Here is a 22821-nt window from a genome sequence, read left to right as displayed (position 1 = left end):
TATATGTTTATGCTTCTGGGTTTGGAGCACCTACTGGACAAACAGATGCACATGCACCACATTCGATACAGCAATCTGCGTCGATTACGTATAAACCATCACCTTCAGAAATACATCCAACTGGACATTCTGCTTCACAAGCTCCACAGCTAATGCAATCATCACTAATACGGTATGCCATCGCTAAAACACCTCCATGTTTTCTCTTTAAAATAAAATAAGATAAATTAACACTTGTCTAAATGCTAATTTATCTTAATCATACTATCACTTTCTATTTAATGTCAAGATTTTTCCAGTTTAAAGAATTATTCTCAATTGCTATCTATTCAGGCTTTCTAAACTTCCAGTCACCCAATCCTTTGTCCTGATTAAAAGTATAAGTTACAATAGCATCAAACTTGGTACCATTCTTAGTTTTCAACCCTTTAATATTACCTTCCCCCTTTTTGAGAAGCTGTTTAACAAGCGTTTTAGTTGTTTTCTTTCCATAACGACCTAATGCTTCATCTGCTTTCCAGATTACGAACTTACAGCCTTGCTTATAACCCATACATCCAAAACCTTTTGTTCCTTCTATCACATCACTGCCACATAATGGGCACTTACCTAATACTTCTTTTTTACCTACTGTAGTAATCTTTTCAGCAGTAGACTGCTTCTTAGTAGATGCTTTAGCCTTAGGCACACTAGCAGGCGCAAAAGCCTCTTTTGTATATTGGATAGGTGCTGCTTTCTGTCCTTTAATCGTATCTACGCCTCCTACTACAAAGCGAATAATATGATTCATAAAGGTATCTTTTTTCACTGTACCCTTTTCAATATCAGCTAAAGTTTTTTCGAGTCTTCCTGTATACTCTAAGTCCATGAGTTCCTTAATGGGCAATGTTTCTATAAGCTTTTTACCTTTTTCTGTGCACCTAATATTTTTCTTCTGCATAATTGTATAGCCTGTGTAACATAACTTCTTAATAGTCTCTGCTCTTGTTGCTGGTGTACCAATACTAAACCCACTTAAGATGGCATCCATAAGTTCATTATCTTCGCCCTCTTCTTGGCTTTTCTCTTCTTTAAACTGCTTACCGCAAGTTTCCATAGCACGTAAAAGTGTTTTTTCTGTATAAGCTTTTGGAGGCGTCGTAGCATGGGATGTAATGTCTACTTTTTCAATAGTTACTGGTATTCCCTCTATAAGATCTGGTAAAATAGCATCTTTTGCATTATCATTTTCAATCTTCTTCCAACCTAAGATTTTCTGTACTTTCCCTTTAGAGATAAAAGCACCTTCTACATCTTCTACAGTTGTTGTAAATACAGTTTCCTCAACTATAGATACTGGCATAAACTGCATTAAGAAGCGGTTGCGTACAGCTTCATACACCAGTTGCTCATCCCTCCCTAGGCCACTTGGCTTCATATAAGTTGGGATAATAGCACTATGGCTTTCTACCTTTTTACTATTGAAGACACGAGGACTTTTACGGAATACCAATTCTTCTTCATAAGGCAAGCCTTGTTTAAGACTAAATAATACTTTCTTGGCTTTATCTACTAAACTTTCATCCAGCACGCTACTAGCTGTTCTAGGATAAGTAATATACTTTTTCTCATAAAGACTTTGAGCAATCTTAAGTACCTTATCTGATGTAAAGCCTGTATATTTACTTGTAATATGCCCTTGTAGTGCAGATAAGTTAAATAGAACAGGTGGGTATTCATTTTTTTCTGTCACTTCTTTTTGAGCAAGTACCCCCCTTTTATCTTGAAGCTTACTTCGAATCAGCTTTAAATCTTCTTCTTTTTCAAACTTATCCTTCTTATCTAATGTATAAGTACCCTCATAATTACCCTCGCCATACCCGAAAGTCCCCGTCAGTTTAAAATAAGGCTCTGGATTAAAGTTTAGGATTTCCATATCTCTATCATAAATCATTTTAAGGGTAGGAAGCAATACACGCCCTATATTAAAGAGTTCACCCTTTCCTGATTTATATTTCAGTGTCGCTACAGAAGTTAAATTAATCCCAATAAGCCAATCTGCATGCTGACGGCTAATCCCTGCATCTTGAAGTGGCTGCATAGATCTATTATCAACTACCTTTTCAAGCCCTTTTTTAACTTCATCCTCGGTCCATTCATTCAGCAAAATACGATATACTGGCTTTTTCACTTTCAGGTAGTTTAATATACTATCACCTATTATCTGACCTTCTCTATCATAGTCTGTTGCAGAGATAACGCCATCTACATCATCTCTAGCAATCAAGTCTTTGATACACTTAAGCTGTTTTTTAGCTCCTGAATCTACTTTTTTACGTCCTTGGTCCATCTTTACTTTATATTTGAACTGTTCTGGAATAAAAGGAAAGTATTCCATACGCCAGATTTTCATTTTTTCATCATAGTCTTTTGCATCGTAAAGTTCTAGAAGATGCCCAAAAGCCCATGTAATTAAATAGCTTTCTCCCTCAAAATATCCATCTTTTCGTCCTTTAATGTGCAGTGCATCCGCAATATTTTTAGCGACAGATGGTTTCTCTGCAATAATTACTTTTTTCACGTTTAGGCTGCCCTCCTATTTCTTATTGTCATAAGTATTATAGCATATCCCAAACTTTTAAATCTAAACATTTACTGGATTTATACTATAAACCAATTTAAAAAGCTAGCAATGTAATCACTGCTAGCTTTCCCGTCATTATTGTTTATCTTCTACTTCTTCAGAGTCTTCAACTTTGTCTTCTACATCAAAATTTTTGATTGCAACGTATTCTACATCATCATCTTCGCCATAAAGGTCGTCTTCTAATTCATCTTCTAAATCATCATCAAAATACTCGTAGTATTCTTCAATGTACTCATCATTTCTTGATTTTAACCATAGCACAACACCTACTAATGCTGTCACAACTGCAAGAATAATTCCGAGCCATAATCCTTTATTTGATTTATCTTTTTTTCCACAACACATACGTTTCTTGACCTCCTTGACTCTCTTTTTTAATTTACGTGTATTCACTGCTTCATCTCCTTATCACACAGTAAAAACCAATCTTATAATGTATTATAACAATTTTCAAATCGTATAACAACTCTATATTTAGCAATGTTTACCTTATTTCCTTCAAATTATACGGAGTTACCTGATACACATAATAGTTTAACCAGTTTGAAAAAAGAATATAAGCGTGTGAACGCCAATTTACACAAACTCCTTTTTCCATATTATTCTGGATGAAGTAATTTTGAGGCATTTCTATAGGTAGATTTTTTGCTAAATCTCTTTTGTACTCATTACCAAGTGTATAAGGGTCGTACTCGGCATGCCCTGTTGCAAAAATATGTTTACCATCTTTCGAAATCATAAGTGCTGGACCTGCTTCTTTAGAATCTAATAGCATGACTAAATCATTACAAGCCTTCACCTCTTGTCTCGAAATTTCTGTATGCCTAGAATGAGGTATAGACACCTTATCATCTAATCCATAGAGGAGTGGTGCATTATTTATTCTAGTATGTTCAAAAATACCAAATCTTTTCTTCTTCAACAATTCTTTGTGTATGCCATAATGGTAGTAAAGGCCTGCCTGAGCCCCCCAGCAAATATGGAAGGTGGATGTTACATTTGTATTAGTCCACTCCATAATTTCTGTAAGTTCTTCCCAATAGGTCACTTCTTCAAAAGGCATCTGCTCAACAGGTGCACCTGTAATAATCATTCCATCAAATTTTTCTTCTCTTACTTCTTCAAATGTTTTATAAAAAGTATTTAAGTATTCACTTGAAGTATTTTTAGACTCATGAGTTGCTGGTCTTAAAAGTGTAATATCAATTTGAAGTGGTGTATTTCCTAGCAATCTTAAAAGCTGTACTTCAGTATCTTGTTTAACTGGCATAAGGTTCAAAAGTGCAATTTTAAGCTCTCTTATATCTTGTCTAATAGCACATTCCTCATCCATAATAAAAATATTTTCTTTCTGCAAAACCTGAGCTGCTGGTAATTGATTTGGTACCCTAATTGGCAAAATTGTCTCCCCCTACATTTGATAAACTTGACGAATCTTATCTTCAAGCTCTTTATTAAACTGGTTAAGTTTATCCACATTCCCTTCTTCCCAAAGGCTCCAAAACATTTCATAAATGTCATTCATCTCTTCTTGTTCATTTGTTTTAGCAAGCGCTTGCACATTTCCAAAAATATCTGCAACCACATTAGATTCCGCTTGAAAACCTTGCTGTGACTTCAGCACTTCTTCGCGAATTTCAGCCATTTCTTGGTCTAAAAGGTGAGCTGCTTCTGCTGCTTTATTAAGACGTTCTTGTATATGTTCTGGCATATTTTGCTTATATTTGTATCTAAGAGAGTGCTCAATAGTTGCCCAGAAGTTCATAGCTAATGTACGAATCTGAATTTCTGCAAATACAAGCTTTTCACCCTGAGCGGTCTGGACAGGATATTTTATAATAATATGATAACTTCTATAACCACTTGGTTTTAAATTATTAATATAATCTCTCTCTTCTACCACATACATATCATGTCTAGAACGAATGATTTCTCTTACTTTATAAATATCTTCTACAAACTGGCACATAATGCGGATTCCCGCAATATCTTCCATTTTCTCTTCAACTTGGTCAAGTGGAATACTCTTCTTCTTCGCTTTTTCTAGTATACTTGAAATCTTTTTAACACGGCCTGTTACAAATTCAATTGGAGAATATTCATCTAAATTAATGTACTCATTTCTCATGCCTTTAAATTTGATTTTGAGCTCTTCTACAGCTTGTGTATATGGTGTTAAAATCTTTTTCCAATTGTTCATTTCCATCGGCTTCACCATCCTTTTGCCTAAACTCATCCTATTTATTATACCCTATTTGTGCAATTGGACTCAACTTAAAATTGTTACTTTCATATTTTACATACTTGTCTCATAAATTGTACTAGTTATGTATTTTATATAGAGGAGGCATTTCATGGGTAAAAAAGCACTGATTACTGGAACCATTGTTCTCACTTTAACAAGCTTTGTGACCAAAATCCTTGGTTTTATTTTTAGAATTTATATGTCCAATATTATGGGCGCCGAGGGTGTTGGTCTCTATCAACTCGTTTTTCCGATTTACATGTTGATTTGGTCTATTTCTTCTGCCGGAATTTCTCTTGCTGTCTCAAAAAAGGTTGCTGAGCATACAGCAAGAGGCAAACATGCTGATGGCATACGCACGCTAAAGTCTGCCCTCATTATTTCTGTTGGACTTGCTTCTATTATGTCTATTTTTATTTTTATTATGGCTCCATGGGTAGCGAACAGCTATATCAAAGAACCTCGCACTGAACTTGCCCTCAAGTATTTATGTGTCTGTGTTCCTTTTATGGCTACTGCTTGCTGTATCCGCGGCTACTTCCAAGGTAGGCAAGAAATGGCAGTCTCTGGCCTTGCCCAAGTTATTGAGCAAATTGCACGTATGACTATTATCTTCCTATTTTCCAGCCTATTTATTCCAAAAGGTATTGAATATGCCTGTGCACTGGGTGCATTAGGCTTATGTGCGGGTGAATTTTGTTCAGCTTTATTTACTTTTATCATGCTTCAGATTAAAAAGCATCATTTACCACGTACTAAAGCCACCATCTCTTACCACAGCATGCTTGGTACACTAATTACTATTTCTCTCCCTATTACAGCTAATCGATTTCTAACTTCTGCTTTAAGCTCACTTGAAAATATCTTAATTCCTATTGAGCTTCAAAAATATGGTATGTCTTCTAGTGATGCCCTTGGCATGTATGGTATGTTCAGTGGTATGGCCCTGCCTCTACTCTTTTTTCCTTCTATGGTTACAATGGCTATTTCTACTGCTTTAGTCCCTTCTATTTCAGAGTCTGTTGCTATGAAAAATACGCGTGTCCTTCATAAAACAGTAAGTAAGTCTATTCAATATTCTGCTGTTATTGGTATAGGCGCCTGTGCACTCTTTATGACACTTGGTAACGAGATTGCCATAGCATGCTACGGACGTAGTGAAGTCGGACAACTGCTTAGATACTTAGCCATTATATGTCCTTTTGTTTATCTAAGAGATATTCTAACAGGCATGCTCAATGGCCTAGGTCTTCAAAAATTAACCTTTAAAGGAAATAGTATTGCCTCTGTCATCTGTATTATGCTTATTGTCATACTCGTTCCTAAATTTGGTATAGTCGGCTTTGTCATTGCTATGCTGATACAGTCTAGTCTTGTAACCTGCTACCATATGTGGCATGCACTTAGACATATTAATTTATCTGTAGATATTCTAAGCTGGATCATTAAGCCTACCTTTGCAGCTGTATCTGGCTCCATTATTATGAAATATATCCATACACACTATTTAATGAATATATTCTCTTTAAGAGCAGCTACACTTATTGCAATATTTGCCCTAGGCGTCTTCTATCTTGTATTCTTATTCCTCTTTAAATCTATTACCAAAGAGGATGTTAAACAGTTTATATAGAAACACCTCGTTCTGTTAACCTTACTTTCTGCTTATGTTCATAGCCTTCTTCTGTAAGATGGCAATACACTGTTCCACGAAGTGCCTCTGGCAAGTAATCCTGTTGTACATAATGATGCGGATAATCATGAGGATAACGATACTCTATGCCTCTTCCTAAATCTTTAGCTCCACTATAATGAGCATCTTTAAGATGAAGGGGTACCATTCCAATATCCTTATGTCTTACATCATTAATCGCCGCATCAATCCCTAAATAACAAGCATTACTCTTTGGAGCGCAAGCCACATATACTGCGGCTTGCGCTAAAATTATACGTGATTCAGGCATCCCAATACGTTCAGCCGCTAGCATAGCATTGGTTGCTACAATTAAAGCCATAGGATCTGCATTTCCTACATCTTCACTTGCACAAATCGTAATACGACGTGCAATAAATTTAGGATCCTCTCCTGCTTCTATCATACGCGCTAAGTAGTGTAGGGTTGCATCTTTGTCGCTCCCCCTCATACTTTTAATAAAAGCCGAGATGACATCATAATGGTTATCCCCTTTTTTATCATAATTCAGCATACGCTTTTGCATACACTCTTCCATAACAGATACATCTATATGAATAAGTCCATCTTCAGATCTTTCAGTGGTCATAGCTGCTAACTCTATAGCATTTAATGCACTTCTTGCATCTCCTCCGCTTCTTAAAGCGATAAAGTCTAATGCTTCCTCAGTTACCTTGCACTGATAGGCGCCTAAACCTCTTTCCTTACTTTCTACTGCATCTTTTATAATCTTCCTTATAGCCTTTTCATCTAAGGGTCTAAGTTCAAAAATAAGCGACCTAGAGATAAGAGCCCTATTCACTTCAAAATAAGGATTTTCTGTAGTTGCCCCAATTAAAATAATGGTGCCATCTTCTGTATAAGGAAGGAGTGCATCTTGCTGAGCTTTATTAAATCTATGAATCTCGTCTACAAAAATAATAGTTTTGTTTCCCGTCATAGCTTGATGAATTTTAGCCTCTTTCACTGCATCTGTAATATCTTGCTTACCACTTGTTGTGGCATTAAGCACAGTAAAGCTTGCCTTAGTGGTATTGGCAATAACTTTAGCAATAGTTGTCTTCCCTGTTCCTGGAGGCCCATAAAAAATTAAAGATTGAAGCTTGTCTGCCTTAATAGCACGATAAAGCAGTTTCCCTGGTGATAAAATATGCTCTTGTCCCGCGATATCTTCAAGCTTTGTAGGCCTCATGCGTGATGCTAGAGGAGAATCTATATTTTTTTTACTTTCGTTTATATAATCAAATAAATCCATTTGCACACCTCTTCTCTTTCAAAATTCTATTATACCATAAACATTATTGACTTTTCTAAAACTTTATTTTATAGTAGTTCTAAACAAAACTACTAAAGGTGATACCATGCATTTTGAAGAAGCACTTATAAAACTAGGTTTAACCCCTATCGAAGCAACACTTTATACAACTCTTTGCAAACACGGTGCCCTTACGGGCTATGAAGTAGCCAAGTTATGTGGCATATCTCGTTCTAATGTCTATGCCTCGCTGTACAGTTTGCAAGATAAAGGAAAATGCTATCTATTAGACGAAGAACCTAACAAATATATTGCAGTTTCTAAGGAAGATCTACTTTTATCTGCTAAGAGGGATTTTGACGAAGTTTATCAAACTTTAAATACTCATTATCCAGAAAGCTATAAAAACTCAGATCCTTATATTACAATTAAAGGCTATGATAATGTTGTAAATAAAATTAGAAATACGCTTTTAAGCTGCAAATCTCATCTTTATATTTTAAGCACATCTGAGATTCTTGAAACATTTAAAGACATTTTATCTGATATTAGTACAACAAAAAAAGTCACCATTATCTCCGATTCACATTTAATAATAGGGGAGGCATTTATTCACACAAGAAGCAAAGCTCCAATAGGCTTTCATATGATTGTGGATACTGCTTGTGTGATTACAGGGGATTTAACAAATGAAGCATCTCAGTGCCTTTTTACAAGTAATCAATCACTTGTACGCCTTATGCGCGAATCCTTAATTACAGAATTAGAAATGATCAGGCTTATGAATCAATAGGAGGGGTACTATGTACACATTACACGGAATTTATACAGAAAACACATCTTTTTTCAAAGGAAATGACCCATTCGACTTAATAACGGAATACGGCTCACCTCTTTATGTCTATAATGAAGAGATTTTACGTACACGCTGCAGAGAAATCAAAAATTTAGTTACGTATGAGAACTTTGTTCCTCATTACTCTATTAAGTCTAATACCAACATCCACTTACTTAAAATTGTACACGAAGAAGGCCTTCATGCTGATGTTATGAGTCCAGGAGAAATTTACCTTGCACTTGAAAGCGGATTTACACCTGAAGAACTCTTTTATATTCCAAACAATGCTACACCTTGTGACATGCGTTATGCTATAGAAAGAGGTATTTTAACAAGTGTGGATTCACTTTCTCAACTTGAAATGTACGGTACACTTAATCCTGGTGGCAAAGTAGCAATCCGTTTCAATCCAGGTATTGGTGCAGGCCATCATGAAAAAGTTGTAACAGCAGGTAAAAAGACTAAATTCGGTGTTAATCCAGAGGATATTGATAAAGTTAATCTACTCCTAGAAAAATATAACTTAACTCTTATTGGTATTAATCAACACATTGGCTCTTTATTTATGAATGCTGAACCTTATATTCAAAGTACAAGCTTCATTTTAGAATTTGCAAAACAATTTGATAGCCTTGAATTTATTGACTTAGGTGGTGGTTTTGGTATTCCTTATCATAAGCAAGAGGGCGAAGCAAGACTTGACATGCAAGCACTTGGTACGAAACTCGATGAAGTCCTTCATTCTTTTGCCACTGATTATGGCAAAAAAATTCAATTTCAAATTGAACCTGGGCGCTACATTCCTTGTGAGAGTGGTATCGTTCTAGGTACTGTTACAAGTCTAAAATCTAACGGTGGTATACATTATATGGGTACAGATATTGGGTTCAACGTTCTTCAGCGCCCTATTATGTACGGCTCCCATCATGATATCGAACTTTACAGCCAAGACTCACTTCCTTCTCATACACTTACACCATTTACTGTAGTAGGTAATATTTGTGAAAGTGGTGATATTCTTGCTAAAGATCGCGTGCTTCCTACACCACATATAGGCGATTTAATAGGTATAATGGATTCAGGTGCATATGGTTTTTGCATGTCTTCTTCTTATAACCAACGTCCACGTTGCGCCGAAGTACTTATTGAGTCTACAGGTGCTATTAGGCTCATTCGCAAACGCGAAACCTTTGAAGACCTTATTCGCAATATGCTTGTCTAAATAAAAGCGTAGCTTATAAATAGCTACGCTTTTCCATTTGCATAGCGCTCTTCTCCTATACAATTCTTATAACTTATAGTACAATACCTATGTTAAAAACCTATAAAAGGAGATTTTTATGAAAACTTTTGACCTTATTGCCACTTCAACTTTTGGCATTGAATCTGTCGTTAGACATGAAGTTGAAGAACTTGGCTATGAAATAAATGAAGTTGCTGATGGCAAAATCACTTATACAGGAGATATTGAAGCCATCGTTCTTTCTAACTTATGGCTACGCAGTGCCGATCGTGTACTCCTTAAAATGGGTGAATTTGAAGCTAAAACTTTTGAAACACTCTTTAATGAAGTTGCTGCTCTTCCATGGGAAGAATGGATTACAAAAGATGCTAAATTCACTGTAAACGGTAAATCTGTTAAGTCTGCTTTATTCAGTATTTCTGACTGTCAGGCTATTGTAAAAAAAGCCATCGTTACACGCCTTCAAAAAGTGTATGGCATTGAATGGTTCGAAGAAACTGGTCCAGCCTATACTGTACAAGTTTCTCTTCTTAAAGATATTGCTACACTTACTATTGATACAACAGGTAGTGAGGGCCTTCATAAACGTGGCTACCGTGTAAGTAATGTAGAAGCACCTATTAAAGAAACACTTGCTGCTGCACTTTTACAAATTAGCTACTGGCAAAAAGGCCGTATCCTTTATGATCCATGCTGTGGTAGTGGTACCTTTGCTATTGAAGCTGCTATGATGGCTAAAAATATCGCTCCAGGACTTAACCGCTCATTCGCTTCTTGTGCATGGCCTCAAGTGCCTCGTAAACTTTGGCAAGAGCTTCGTGAGGAAGCACGCGAACAGATAGATCAAAAAGGAAGCCCTATCATTTATGCTTCTGATATTAATCGTAATGCTATTTTATCAGCACGTGAGAATGCAGAAGCAGCTGGGGTAGGCGAGTATATTCAGTTCTTTGCTAAACCAATTCATAAAACTTCTCTTCCTCATGGGGATTATGGCGTTGTCATCTGTAATCCACCATACGGAGAGCGTATTAGTGATATAAAAGAACTTCCTCGTCTTCATAAAGATTTACGTACCCTTATTGATAGCAACGAAACTTGGTCTTTCTACTCTGTGACTTCAGCTCCTGAATTTGAACGTGACTTCGGCAAGAAAGCTAACAAAAAACGTAAACTCTTCAATGGACGTATCCCAGTTCAGTTCTATCAATACTTTGGACCACGCCCACCAAAAGGCGGCGAAAACTTCAAGGCAGTAGAATAAATGCCTTAAAGAATTTAATATAAAAAGCTGTAGTCAAAAGTTTCTTTGACTACAGCTTTTTATATTTCTAATTCTTTTTAAAGGTAATGGTAAAGGTTGTCCCTACATGCTCTGTACTTTCTACCTTTATAGTCCCTTTGTAAAGTTCTACAATATGCTTTACGATAGATAACCCTAAGCCTGTTCCTCCACTTTTTCTAGACCGGCTCTTATCTACCCTATAAAACCTTTCAAAAATACGCCCTAAGCTTTCTTTAGGCATGCCTATTCCTGTATCTTGAATAGAGATCACGTACTCATCATTTCTACACTCTGTAGTAATAGTTACAGTACCTGTATCTGTATATTTGAGAGCATTACTAAGCATATTCATCATAACCTGTTTCATATAATCTGCACTGGCATGCTCAAACACAATATCATGTGTATGATTAAAAATAATTTCTATTTGTTTCTTATCTGCCTCTTGCTGAAGTATTGCGATCACCTCTTCTATAATAGGTGTAAGTTCTATACGCATGCCATAATTATTTTCCATATTTTCAATTTCCGAGAGCAATAAAATATCCTGTATTAAGCGATAAAGTCTTTTAGCTTCAATATCTATAATATCTAAAAACCTAAGGGCTATATCTCTATTATCAATAGCACCATCTTTTAACGTCTCTACAAAGCCTTGTATACTTGTAAGCGGTGTCTTAAGTTCATGGGTTACATTACTTACAAATTGATAACGTAGTTCTTCAAGCTGTCTTGTCTGTGTAATATCTCTTACTGAAATAATAAAGCCATAATGCTTATCACCTTTACTAATCGGAGCTATACGAAAGTGTAAAATCTTTTCATCTCTTAAAATTTCACAGGAGTTATACTGTTTCTGTTTCAAGGCAACCTCTATCATCTGACGTATTTTAGTATCTCTTAATACAGTACCAATATGGTAACGTTTAATATCTTCAACTTTTAAAATGCCTTGTACACTGGCATTAACCTCCGTAATGTAGCCTTCCTCATCTAAAATGATGATGGCTTCATCTAAATCATTTAGTATTGTTTCTGCTTTTGTTTTCTGATATTGTAGCTTTCTAATCGTTCGGTAAAGCTTTTCACCCATATCATCAAACGCTTGTGCTAAAGTTTGCACTTCTTCCACTTCATAATTTTTTACATTATGAATGTATTCTCCTCTTGCAAAAGCCTTAGCTTCTTCTGTAAGCTTTTTAATAGGTTCTGTAATAGTACGAGTTGTCTTACCTATAAAGATATAAAGAATAAAAGTAGCAATGAGAGCAATACCTGTACTTTTATAAATCATATCAATCTCAAGCTGAGTAATAACAGTCTGACTTGCCTTATTATGAACAGCTAATTTTTCAAGCATCATATATCCCATGCTCATATAAGCTATAGCCATCCCCCATAAAACAACTAATGCAGGTCCCATAATGGTCTTTCTCATGGTTTACTCCTTCTCAAAACGGTAGCCTACACCACGTACTGTCTCAATGCATTCCTCTAAGCCATATTGACTGAGCTTTGACCTTAAGTACCTAATATGTACATCTACTGTACGTGTTTCACCTACATACTCATAACCCCATATACGGTCTAAGAGTACTTCCCTTGTCATAACACGACCTTTGTTTTTCATAAGAAGCTTTAGAATTTCAAACTCCTTAAAGGTCAGCTCAATGACTTGCTCTTGGTAGCAAACACTATGACTTTCTATATCAAGCCTTAGACCTTTATGTGCATACTCTTCTGCTACTTCTTCTGCTGACTGCCCAGCTCTACCATTTCTTCTAATTACAGCATTAATTCTTGCTACGACTTCTCTTACACTAAAAGGCTTGGTGATGTAGTCATCTGCACCTAACTCAAGACCGATGATTTTATCAATTTCTTCTGCTTTTGCCGTCACCATGATAATCGGAATATTTTTAGTATGGGCATCTTGCCTGTATTTCTTTAAGGCACTCATACCATCTAAATCCGGTAGCATAATATCTAGCAGCACTAAATCAATTTTTTCATTTTTTAAAATTTCATCGGCTTCTTTAATACAAGTTGCAGTAAATACTTTAAAGCCGTTGGTTGAAAGATTATACTCCATAAGCTCTAAAATATGCTCTTCATCATCAATAATTAAAACTGCATATTTAGCCATTTTCATCCCTCCGTTCATTTTTGTTTCCATTTTATTATAATCGCAAAATGAGTATAAGTAAATTTACCAGAACCTTTTTCGTAACTTTGGATATAATAAGGTGTACAGCACAAGTTATTTTTATATTTTTTTCTATATTAAGGGGGATTATTTATGGCCAAGCTATTGACTAAACAAGAATTGACCGAACACCTTGAAAACTTTCGCTCCATTTTAGCCAATTTTGACTATAGCGCTTTAAAGAATATACGCTTCTTTAACCTAGAATCTTTATATGACTATATGGAAAATGTAGAGCACAATCCGTTTAAGGAGCAATATAGTGCTCTTCAAAATGAATTAGACTATCTACAACCTTACTTGCCCTTTGTATCCTCAGAACGTGCAGCAGCTTTTTTAACAGCCATGTCTCATGCTAAAAACGACGAAGAGATTGTAGAAATAAAAAAAGACTTTACTACAAAGCTACGCCAAGATTTTATCAACCTAGCACGCACTACAACTACAGACTCACAATGGAATTCTATTCTAGCTACTTGTGAAGAAATTAGATCACATAAAGAAGAAATGACCCTTGCCACATATTAAATAATGGTTATAATAAAAAACAAGGCATAGCCTTGTTTTTTATTATAACCCAAGAAAGGATTTTCTAATGTCCAAGCTAAGAAGATTTTATAGCTTAAATGAATTTTTACAAGAACGTCATGGTGGTAAAGTCATAAAACTTTCTTTAGACGGTGGCTTTACATGCCCTAATAGAGATGGCAAAGTTGCAAAAGGAGGTTGCATTTTTTGTAGTAGTCGTGGAAGTGGCGATTTCACAAGTCATATGGCCCCTTCTATTACTGAGCAAATGAAAGATAGTATTACGCTCCTTTCTAATAAATGGCCTAATGTGAATAAGTATATGGCTTACTTTCAGTCTTATTCCAATACATATGCACCTTTATCGGTTCTTAAAGCCAAATATGAAGAAGCCTTAAACTTTCCTAATGTTGTTGGAATTGCCATTGCAACTCGTCCAGACTGCTTATCTGATGAAATTATAGACTATCTTGCAGAACTTAATACACGTACACATTTATGGATAGAACTCGGACTTCAGACTATTCACGCACATACAAGTGCTTTTATTAATCGTGGTCATGATTTAGCCTGCTTTGATGAGGCCGTTCATAAACTCCATGCCAAAGGTATTGAAGTAGTGGCTCATATGATTATAGGCCTTCCTGGCGAAACTATAGAAGATCAGCTTGAAACAGCTAGATATATGGCTAAACTGCCCCTCCAAGGTGTCAAACTGCATATGCTTCACATTGTAGACAACGCACCTCTTGGTAAGCTCTATCTAAAAGAACCTTTTGATCTACTTACTGAGGATGAATATGTAGTACTTATTGGTGAAATCCTAAAAATATTACCTTCTGATTTTGTCATTCATCGCCTTACAGGAGATGGAGATAAAAAACATCTTATTGCACCTTTATGGACAACACGTAAGACATTAGTCCTTAATCATATTCATAAATACCTTAAAGAAAATAATATCTACCAAGGATGTCTATAAACACATATTGTATTTTTTTTCACTTTAATATACAATATATATTAAAAAGCGTGAGGAGGTGGCCTATGCTTAATACAAATGATGATTTTACTATTAATAAATTAACTGTCCTTTATCTTCTATCTGAAGTGAAAATGCCTCTTACACTTTCCCAAATCACGCAAATTGTTTTAGAAAGAGGCTATACAGATTATTTTTCCATGCAACAGTCTCTTAATGAGCTCGTAGCTTCTGGACTTATTATCAAGTCTACTGAAAACAACGCTTCTTGCTTCGACATTTCAGACAAAGGACTCCAAACGTTAGAATTCTTTGCAACACGTATTCCAAGTTCTATTCGTGTGGAACTTGATACATTTATTGCAAGTAATTGGCGTCAATTACGCACTCAGCGTGATGTATTTGCAGAGTATATTCCATCTAAAGAACACGAATATATTGTTCACTGTAAAGTCACAGAACATGATTCTGTACTCATTGATTTATCTATAAATGTAGCTTCTAAGAAACAGGCTATTGAACTATGTGAAAACTGGAAAAATAACTCAGATAAAATCTATAGTGAACTCTTACAAATTATTTCAAAATAAAAGCTGCCAAAAATAAACTCTTTGGCAGCTTTTATTTCATTAGAAAAAGAAAAAGTCTAGATTTTACAATCTAGACTTTTGTATCATCGGGGTGACAGGACTCGAACCTGCGGCCTCCTGAACCCAAATCAGGCGCTCTAGCCAAACTGAGCCACACCCCGAAAATAAGAGCGCGAGACGGGACTCGAACCCGCGACCCTCTCCTTGGCAAGGAGATGCTCTACCAACTGAGCCACTCGCGCATATCACATTTATTTGACTTGTGTCATCCATCTGACAAGAATTATATTATCATATCCTCTTACTCAAGTCAAGCCCTTTTATCAAATTTTTTCCTCTTCTAGAAAACAGTTTCCCATCTCTTCTAATATACTGCTAATCTTATCGTCTATATAAATTTTAGGAATTCTAGCTTGCCTCACTTCTTGTACTACTTCTTCTTGGTGATCTTCTAATAAAGATAGATCTAACCGTCCATTTTTTAAATAATAGGTTTTAAAATACTCTCTCATAACTCCTCCCCCTTATATCCATATTATACCATTTAGGAATCCTTACTTCAACATCTACTCTTACCTCTTTATATTGTAGAAATGTACACTTTCCTAGAATATAAGAAAACAGGAGCTTTGCAAAAATTCTTTTTCACAAACACCCCTGTTGCTTATTCCATATAAGTTTCTCTAAAGCTTAATTTTAAATTTCTTCTCCTTGTTCAAAGTCTTCTACCACTTTATCAAGTACACTCCAAATCTCCTCTTTCCCTTGTTTCGTAACAGCTGAGAATGGAATAATCATATCTTGTGGTCTTAGATTAAGACCTTTTTTAATCATAGCTACGTGCTTTTGAATTTGACTACGATTGATCTTATCTGCTTTAGTTGCTACAACAATAACTCTATTGTAATAATGTGCTACCCAATCATACATCATCTTATCATTGCTACCTACTTCATGGCGAATATCAATAAGTAAAATGACATCATTTAAGGTTTCTCTATGTGTAAGATATCCTTCAATAAGCTTACCCCATTTTTCACGCTCAGTTTTAGAAACTTTGGCATAACCATATCCTGGAAGGTCAACAAATCGAAGTCTATCTTGAACTCCATAAAAATTAATCGTTTGGGTTTTGCCTGGTTGTGAACTTGTTCTTGCAAGTGCCTTACGATTTACAAGACAATTAATCAGTGAAGACTTACCAACATTTGACTTCCCTGCAAAAGCCACTTCTGGCATTGTCATCTCTGGGAATTGATTTTTATTTCCGGCTGTAATAATCAGTTCTGCTTTTGTTACGTTCATTTTTTCCTCCTAGCGCTCTGCAAAAACGTGTTTCAGTACATCATCCATTGTCTCAGCATAGATTACTGTAACATCGTCTAAAACATCGCTGCTAATTTCCTGTATATTTTTCTCATTTTCTTTTGGGACAATTACTTCAAAAATACCTGCACGTTTAGCCGCTAGAATCTTCTCTTTTAGTCCGCCAATAGCAAGTACCCTTCCTCTAATTGTAATCTCACCTGTCATAGCAATATCATTACGTACTTTTTTATTTGTAAGCGCTGAAATAATAGCTGTAGCCATTGTAATACCTGCTGATGGTCCATCTTTAGGTACTGCACCTTCTGGAATATGAATGTGAATATCTATCTGTTTATAAAAATCTTTAGAAAGCCCAAGAGCAGGTGCTTTTGATCTGATATAACTCATAGCCGCTTTAGCAGACTCTTTCATTACGTTACCCATATTGCCTGTAAGTTCAAAAATACCTTTTCCATCCATTACATTCACTTCAATAGAAAGTGTATCTCCACCTACAGCCGTCCATGCAAGTCCACGTACAACTCCCACTTGAGGCTTCGCATTTTTTTCTTTATAAGTTACTCTTTCTGCTCCTAAATAGTTTTGCACTTTTTTAGTGTTAATAGTCACAGACTTTTTGTTTTCACGAAGCATCTCGCGTGTTGCTTTACGACACAGTGTGCCAATTTGTCTTTCTAAGTTTCTAACACCAGCTTCTCTTGTATAATGCTCAATGACATAATTAATAGCATCTTTTGACATTTTAAAACTTTTCTTATTTAAACCATGCTTTTTCATTTCTTTTGGTACAAGATAACGATCAGCAATCTCTATCTTCTCAATTGGTGTGTAACTATTCACTTCAATAATTTCCATACGGTCAAGAAGTGGCCTTGGAATAGTGGATAAAGTATTTGCTGTTGCTACAAAGAGTACCTTACTTAAATCTAAAGGCACTTCAAGATAGTGGTCTCTAAAGCTATGATTTTGAGCACTATCTAATACTTCTAATAAAGCTGCAGCAGGGTCACCTCTAAAGTCACTCATCATCTTATCCACTTCATCTAAGAGCATAAGGGGATTGCTAGAGCCTGCCTCACTAAGAGCATTTGCAAAACGCCCTGGCATAGCTCCTACATAAGTTCTACGGTGCCCTCTTATTTCTGCTTCATCTCGTACACCACCTAATGATATACGGACATAGTTTCTACCTGTAGCTTCTGCTATAGAACGTGCAATAGAAGTTTTACCTACACCTGGGGGGCCTACTAAGCACAAAATAGGTGCACCTATAGCTTCAGTAAACTTTCTTACAGATAAGAAATCTAAAATACGCTCTTTAACTTCTTCTAATCCATAGTGATCTCTTTCAAGTACAGTTTCTGCATGATCAAGCTCTATATTTTCTTCTGTAACATGGCTCCATGGTAATGCTAAAAGACTTTCAATATAACTTCTAATCATACCACTTTCAGGAGAACTACTTGGCACTTTTAAAAGACGACCAATTTCTTTTTCAAGTTTATCTTTTACTTCTTCGCTTAGTTCAAGCTCTTCCATTTTAGCACGATACTGCTCAACATCAGCTTTTACACCATCCTTTTCCCCCAGTTCTTCTTGAATAACTTTAAGCTGTTCTCTTAAGTAGTATTCTTTTTGAAGTTGGTCAATATTATCTTTTACTTTGCCTTGAATCTCTTTTTGTAGTTCTAAAATCTCTACTTCAGACTCTAATACTTCAAGCACTTTATACATACGCTGAGCAGGCTCTAAACACTCTAAAATTTCTTGTTTACGTGTAACTTCTAAAGGGATGTTTGCTACAATAAGATCCATAATTTCAAGTGGTGAACTTGCTCCTAAAATACTATACACCATTTCCATAGAGAGTTTCGTATTAAGACCTGCATAACGTTCAAAAAGCTCTCCTACGCTACGCATCAGCGCCTCTGTTTCAGGTGTATCTTCTGCTTCTTTTTCTTCAATTTCCTCTATGTAAGCTTCAAGGTACTGCCCATTTGCTACTTCAAGTACTCTCGCTCTTTTAATCCCCTCCACCAATACTTTAATTATAGGTGGTTTTTGTTTAACAATCTGTTTAATCTTTACAATAGTACCAATATCATAAATTTCTTCATGGTTTGGATTTTCCTGCATTGTATTTTTCTGAGTCACCAGTAAAACATACTCATCTTTTACCATGGCCGCTTCAATAGCTTTTAATGATTTATCTCTTCCCACATCAAAATGAATAATCATATTTGGAAAGACTGTAAGTCCCCTTAAAGGAATTAAAGGTATATGTTTTCTCTCTTGTGTCATACTTTTGTCCTTTCTCTCTATAAATAAGGAGCGCTCTACTTATAGACTCCTTAAGTAAAGCCACTCCTATTTGAATTATGCATGCAATATATTTTCAGCTTTCTGCGTAATAGGTATATCCCAAAGATAACTTACCACTTCTTTAACAGTTTGGGCTGGGATAATCTCTATCCCTAACTCTGCAAAAGTACCTTGCATATTCTCTTTTGGAATAATAACCGCCTTAGCTCCCGCCTTCTTAGCAGCAAGAATTTTCTCACTGACTCCCCCTACAGGATAGACTTCCCCATGTATAGTAACCTCTCCTGTCATAGCAATATTACCTGGAACAGGTTCATTAAATAGTGCAGAATATAGCGCACTAAACATAGCAATACCTGCTGATGGGCCATCAACAGGAATACCTGATGGGAAATTGACATGTATATAATAATCTTCATAGTCTATTTGATATTGTGTTTTCATTAAGGTTAGTACATTTTCTAGTGAGCTATAAGCCATACTCTTACGTTTTGCTTTACTATGCTGCATAGTAAGTTCTTCTTCTTCAATAACCCCTGTAATATTAATATGCCCCTTACCTGAGGCTACTTTCTTGGCTACCGCTTGAACTTCTAACACCATACCTGCTGATGTACTCATAACACCTAGTCCATTGACCTTACCTATATAATAGCCTGTATTTAGTTTTTTGTGAAGTGCTTTGCTGTATCTACCAGACTTTACAATCCATTCAATGTCTGCTTTCTTAATATTACTTTGTTTATCATAAAGCATCTTATTATAAGCAGTTTGTAAAATACTTACAGCTTCACGCCCATTAGCTGCATAATCCGGAATCATCTCCTTCGCATCGGATTCGATAGACAGCTTCTCCCTGTCTATAACACGCTCTACAATCTTCATAATAGCTTCTTCATCTAAATCTTTAAAGAAGATTTCTACACACCTTGATCTAAGCGCAGGTGGTATCTCTTCACGTGAGCGTGTAGTGGCTCCTATAAGCCTAAAATCTGCAGGCAGTCCATTTCTAAAAACATCATGTATATAAGGTGGTGTATGCTCATCACTTGAGCTATAATATGCACTTTCTAAATAAACTTTACGATCTTCTAAAACCTTAAGAAGTTTATTCATCTGCACCTGATGAAGCTCTCCAATTTCATCAATAAACAATACGCCTCCATGTGCTTTAGTTACTGCTCCTGGCTTAGGCTGCGGTACACCAGCCTGACCATATGCACCCGCTCCCTGATAAATCGGGTCATGTACAGAACCCATAAGTGGGTCTGCTACACTGCGTTCATCAAATCTTAGCGTCGTGGCATCAATCTCAACAAACTTACTTGTGGAGGTAAAAGGAGAAAGCTCACACTTTTTAGCCATCTCCAGCGCTATACGTGCAGCAGCAGTCTTCCCTACTCCAGGGCTACCATAAATCAGAATATGCTGTGGATTAGGGCTACATAGTGCCGTCTTAAGTGCTAAAAGTCCATCCTCTTGCCCAATAATATCTTCTTCACTCTTAGGCCTCATTTTCTCTGTAAGCGGCTGAGTAAGCTTAATATATCTCATTCTTTGCATTTTCTCATACTTCTCTTGAGAATCGTTAAAAAGGTTAGTTTTAGACTGCCTTGTATTTCGAAGTTGTATTAAAAAATACAATCCTATTACACACGAAAAGAATATCTGTACCCCTATTAGTAATCCCTCTATCACTTTGTTGCCTCCTTACAATAAACATTTTTTAGATTATTGCCAGCAGACAAAAAAAGTATGCAAGACATTAAACGCCCTGCATACTTTTATGCTTAAGCAGATTCACCATCTGCTTTATTTTTTTTCTTTTTTGTTTCATCTTTATAAACAATCTCTGGATCTTTTTTATCAGTGATTGTTTCTTTATTAATGATAACCTTACTTACTTCTGAAGTCATTGATGGCACTTCATACATTACATTACGCATAACATCTTCTAAGATTGCACGTAATCCACGTGCACCCGTTTGACGTTCAATTGCAAGATTTGCAACTGCTTCTAATGCTTCTTCTTGGAATTCAAGAGCAATGTGGTCATAGCTAAAGAGTTTTTGGTATTGTTTTACTAATGCATTCTTAGGTTTACTTAAAATAAGCTTAAGTGCTTCCTTATCTAAGCTATCTAAGCATACAATAGATGGAATACGACCGATAAACTCTGGAATAAGACCAAATTTAAGAAGGTCCTGTGGCTCTAAAGATTTAAGAAGCTGTCCAACAGTCTTTTCTTTTTTGCTCACAATACTTGCCCCAAATCCCATTGTTTTATGTCCAACACGATTTTCAATAATTTTATCTATGCCGTCGAATGCTCCACCGCAAATAAATAAAATATTAGTTGTATCAATTTGGATAAATTCTTGATGTGGATGTTTTCTACCACCTTGTGGTGGAACAGAAGCAACAGTTCCCTCTAATATTTTAAGAAGAGCCTGTTGTACACCTTCACCACTTACATCACGTGTAATGGATGGATTTTCAGATTTTCTAGCTATTTTATCAATTTCATCGATATAGATAATACCTACTTGAGCTTTCTCTACATCGTAGTTTGCAGCTTGAATAAGCTTTAATAAAATATTTTCAACATCTTCCCCTACATAACCTGCTTCAGTAAGTGCAGTCGCATCTGCAATAGCAAAAGGTACATTCAGCATTTTTGCAAGTGTCTGTGCAAGGAATGTTTTACCTGAACCTGTTGGCCCTAAAAGTAAAATATTACTTTTTTGTATTTCCACATCGTCATCCTTGTGAGATGGTGCATTGATGCGTTTATAGTGATTGTATACAGCTACCGCTAAAGCTTTTTTAGCATCATCTTGGCCAATAACATATTGGTCAAGATGATCTTTAATTTCTTTAGGTGTCGGCATATCAAAGCTGTTACCACTCTCTTCTTCGCCTTCAAACTCTTCTTCTATAATTTCAGAACAAAGTTCAATACATTCATCACAAATATAGACTTGTGGGCCTGCAATAAGTCTTCTTACTTGATCTTGATTTTTCCCACAAAAGGAACATCTAAGCCCTTTTGTATCATCAAATTTACTTGGCATGCTCCACCTCTATTCTATTATTTTCTAGTGATTACTTCATCAATGATGCCATAAGCTTTCGCTTCTTCGGCAGTCATAAAATAATCTCTTTCTACATCATTCTTGATTTTTTCAAGAGGTTGCCCTGTGTTTTGGGCAAGCATTTCGTTCATTCTATTTTTAATTTTGATGATATGTTCTGCTTGAATGGCAATGTCAGTTGCCTGACCTTGTGCACCACCTAATGGTTGATGGATCATAATCTCTGCATGTGGAAGAGCAAAGCGTTTACCCTTAGCTCCCCCCGCAAGTAAGAAAGATCCCATGCTAGCAGCCATACCCATACAAATAGTTGATACATCACACTTAATATATTGCATTGTATCATAGATAGCCATACCATCTGTAATAACCCCACCCGGGCTATTAATATAAAGCATAATATCCTTATCTGGGTCCTCCGCCTCTAAAAATAGAAGCTGTGCAACTACGAGATTGGCTGTTACTTTATTAACCTCATCCGCTAAGATGATAATTCTATCCTTTAACAAACGTGAATAAATATCGTATGAACGTTCTCCTCTACTGGTTTGTTCAACAACAACTGGAACTAAGCTCATGTTTCA

21 protein-coding genes and 2 tRNA genes are annotated in these 22821 nt (G+C 36.0%); 7 read left to right on the top strand and 16 right to left on the bottom strand.

The window, feature by feature from the left end; genetic code table 11:
• Positions 1-7 precede the first annotated feature (7 nt).
• The 5 genes from H8718_RS02590 to H8718_RS02570 form a co-directional block, all read right to left on the bottom strand.
• Entirely contained in the window at positions 8-181 is a 174-nt protein-coding gene (locus tag H8718_RS02590) for a DUF362 domain-containing protein (RefSeq protein ID WP_177671516.1), read from the bottom strand.
• Between the two features lie 144 nt (positions 182-325).
• Positions 326-2560: a type IA DNA topoisomerase gene (locus tag H8718_RS02585; protein ID WP_249331391.1), complete on the bottom strand. Its 2235-nt coding sequence runs from the start codon at positions 2558-2560 to the stop codon at positions 326-328.
• A 138-nt stretch (positions 2561-2698) separates the two neighbouring features.
• Positions 2699-3019, bottom strand: coding sequence for a hypothetical protein (locus H8718_RS02580; protein ID WP_177671518.1), 321 nt, complete (start codon positions 3017-3019; stop codon positions 2699-2701).
• Between the two features lie 91 nt (positions 3020-3110).
• Positions 3111-4025 carry a homoserine O-acetyltransferase MetA gene (gene metA, locus H8718_RS02575; protein ID WP_177671519.1) on the bottom strand — a complete coding sequence of 305 codons (915 nt, stop codon included), beginning with the start codon at positions 4023-4025 and terminating at the stop codon, positions 3111-3113.
• 12 nt (positions 4026-4037) lie between these two features.
• Positions 4038-4832: a GTP pyrophosphokinase gene (locus H8718_RS02570; protein WP_177671520.1), complete on the bottom strand. Its 795-nt coding sequence runs from the start codon at positions 4830-4832 to the stop codon at positions 4038-4040.
• A gap of 148 nt (positions 4833-4980) precedes the next feature.
• On the opposite strand from H8718_RS02570, the gene spoVB reads away from it, so the two are divergent.
• Positions 4981-6504, top strand: coding sequence for a stage V sporulation protein B (gene spoVB, locus H8718_RS02565; RefSeq protein WP_177671521.1), 1524 nt, complete (start codon positions 4981-4983; stop codon positions 6502-6504).
• Here the strand turns inward: spoVB and H8718_RS02560 are convergent.
• A complete protein-coding gene (locus H8718_RS02560; RefSeq protein ID WP_177671522.1) occupies positions 6497-7819 on the bottom strand; it encodes a replication-associated recombination protein A in 1323 nt (440 codons plus the stop codon). The two genes, spoVB and H8718_RS02560, sit on opposite strands and share 8 nt — an antisense overlap.
• Positions 7820-7925: 106 nt before the next feature.
• On the opposite strand from H8718_RS02560, the gene H8718_RS02555 reads away from it, so the two are divergent.
• The 3 genes from H8718_RS02555 (at position 7926) to H8718_RS02545 (ending at position 11164) form a co-directional block, all read left to right on the top strand.
• Positions 7926-8612, top strand: a complete 687-nt coding sequence (locus H8718_RS02555) for a TrmB family transcriptional regulator (protein ID WP_177671523.1) — start codon at positions 7926-7928, stop codon at positions 8610-8612.
• Between the two features lie 10 nt (positions 8613-8622).
• Complete coding sequence (gene lysA / locus H8718_RS02550; protein ID WP_249331390.1) at positions 8623-9879, top strand: diaminopimelate decarboxylase; 1257 nt, start codon at positions 8623-8625, stop codon at positions 9877-9879.
• A 118-nt stretch (positions 9880-9997) separates the two neighbouring features.
• Positions 9998-11164: a THUMP domain-containing class I SAM-dependent RNA methyltransferase gene (locus H8718_RS02545; protein WP_249331389.1), complete on the top strand. Its 1167-nt coding sequence runs from the start codon at positions 9998-10000 to the stop codon at positions 11162-11164.
• A 67-nt stretch (positions 11165-11231) separates the two neighbouring features.
• Here H8718_RS02545 and H8718_RS02540 read toward each other — a convergent pair whose 3' ends face one another.
• Both H8718_RS02540 and H8718_RS02535 read right to left on the bottom strand, forming a co-directional pair.
• Positions 11232-12623: a HAMP domain-containing sensor histidine kinase gene (locus H8718_RS02540; RefSeq protein WP_249331388.1), complete on the bottom strand. Its 1392-nt coding sequence runs from the start codon at positions 12621-12623 to the stop codon at positions 11232-11234.
• A 3-nt stretch (positions 12624-12626) separates the two neighbouring features.
• Positions 12627-13331, bottom strand: a complete 705-nt coding sequence (locus tag H8718_RS02535) for a winged helix-turn-helix domain-containing protein (RefSeq protein ID WP_177671527.1) — start codon at positions 13329-13331, stop codon at positions 12627-12629.
• Between the two features lie 153 nt (positions 13332-13484).
• Between H8718_RS02535 and H8718_RS02530 the strand changes: the two genes are divergently transcribed.
• From H8718_RS02530 to H8718_RS02520, 3 genes are all read left to right on the top strand, one after another.
• Positions 13485-13919, top strand: a complete 435-nt coding sequence (locus tag H8718_RS02530; protein WP_177671528.1) for a hypothetical protein — start codon at positions 13485-13487, stop codon at positions 13917-13919.
• A gap of 67 nt (positions 13920-13986) precedes the next feature.
• Positions 13987-14901: a TIGR01212 family radical SAM protein gene (locus H8718_RS02525; protein WP_177671529.1), complete on the top strand. Its 915-nt coding sequence runs from the start codon at positions 13987-13989 to the stop codon at positions 14899-14901.
• Positions 14902-14966: 65 nt separating this feature from the next.
• A complete protein-coding gene (locus H8718_RS02520) occupies positions 14967-15491 on the top strand; it encodes a DUF4364 family protein (protein ID WP_177671530.1) in 525 nt (174 codons plus the stop codon).
• Positions 15492-15577: 86 nt separating this feature from the next.
• Here the strand turns inward: H8718_RS02520 and H8718_RS02515 are convergent.
• From H8718_RS02515 to clpP, 8 genes are all read right to left on the bottom strand, one after another.
• Positions 15578-15652 (bottom strand) — tRNA-Pro (locus tag H8718_RS02515).
• Between the two features lie 8 nt (positions 15653-15660).
• Positions 15661-15733, bottom strand: a tRNA-Gly gene (locus H8718_RS02510).
• Between the two features lie 81 nt (positions 15734-15814).
• Complete coding sequence (locus H8718_RS02505) at positions 15815-16003, bottom strand: hypothetical protein (RefSeq protein WP_177671531.1); 189 nt, start codon at positions 16001-16003, stop codon at positions 15815-15817.
• A 184-nt stretch (positions 16004-16187) separates the two neighbouring features.
• Positions 16188-16796, bottom strand: coding sequence for a ribosome biogenesis GTP-binding protein YihA/YsxC (gene yihA, locus H8718_RS02500; protein ID WP_249331387.1), 609 nt, complete (start codon positions 16794-16796; stop codon positions 16188-16190).
• A gap of 9 nt (positions 16797-16805) precedes the next feature.
• Positions 16806-19121, bottom strand: coding sequence for an endopeptidase La (gene lon, locus H8718_RS02495; RefSeq protein WP_249331386.1), 2316 nt, complete (start codon positions 19119-19121; stop codon positions 16806-16808).
• 75 nt (positions 19122-19196) lie between these two features.
• Positions 19197-20840, bottom strand: a complete 1644-nt coding sequence (lonB, locus tag H8718_RS02490) for an ATP-dependent protease LonB (RefSeq protein WP_177671534.1) — start codon at positions 20838-20840, stop codon at positions 19197-19199.
• Between the two features lie 92 nt (positions 20841-20932).
• Positions 20933-22216 (bottom strand): ATP-dependent Clp protease ATP-binding subunit ClpX, encoded by a 1284-nt coding sequence (clpX, locus tag H8718_RS02485; RefSeq protein ID WP_249331385.1) that lies wholly within the window; start codon positions 22214-22216, stop codon positions 20933-20935.
• Positions 22217-22233: 17 nt separating this feature from the next.
• Complete coding sequence (gene clpP / locus H8718_RS02480) at positions 22234-22815, bottom strand: ATP-dependent Clp endopeptidase proteolytic subunit ClpP (RefSeq protein WP_177671536.1); 582 nt, start codon at positions 22813-22815, stop codon at positions 22234-22236.
• Positions 22816-22821: the final 6 nt, after the last annotated feature.

Source organism: Zhenhengia yiwuensis, from assembly GCF_014384995.1.
In the GTDB taxonomy this organism is placed as follows: domain Bacteria; phylum Bacillota; class Clostridia; order Lachnospirales; family Cellulosilyticaceae; genus Zhenhengia; species Zhenhengia yiwuensis.
This window is presented reverse-complemented; position numbering and strand designations above follow the sequence as displayed.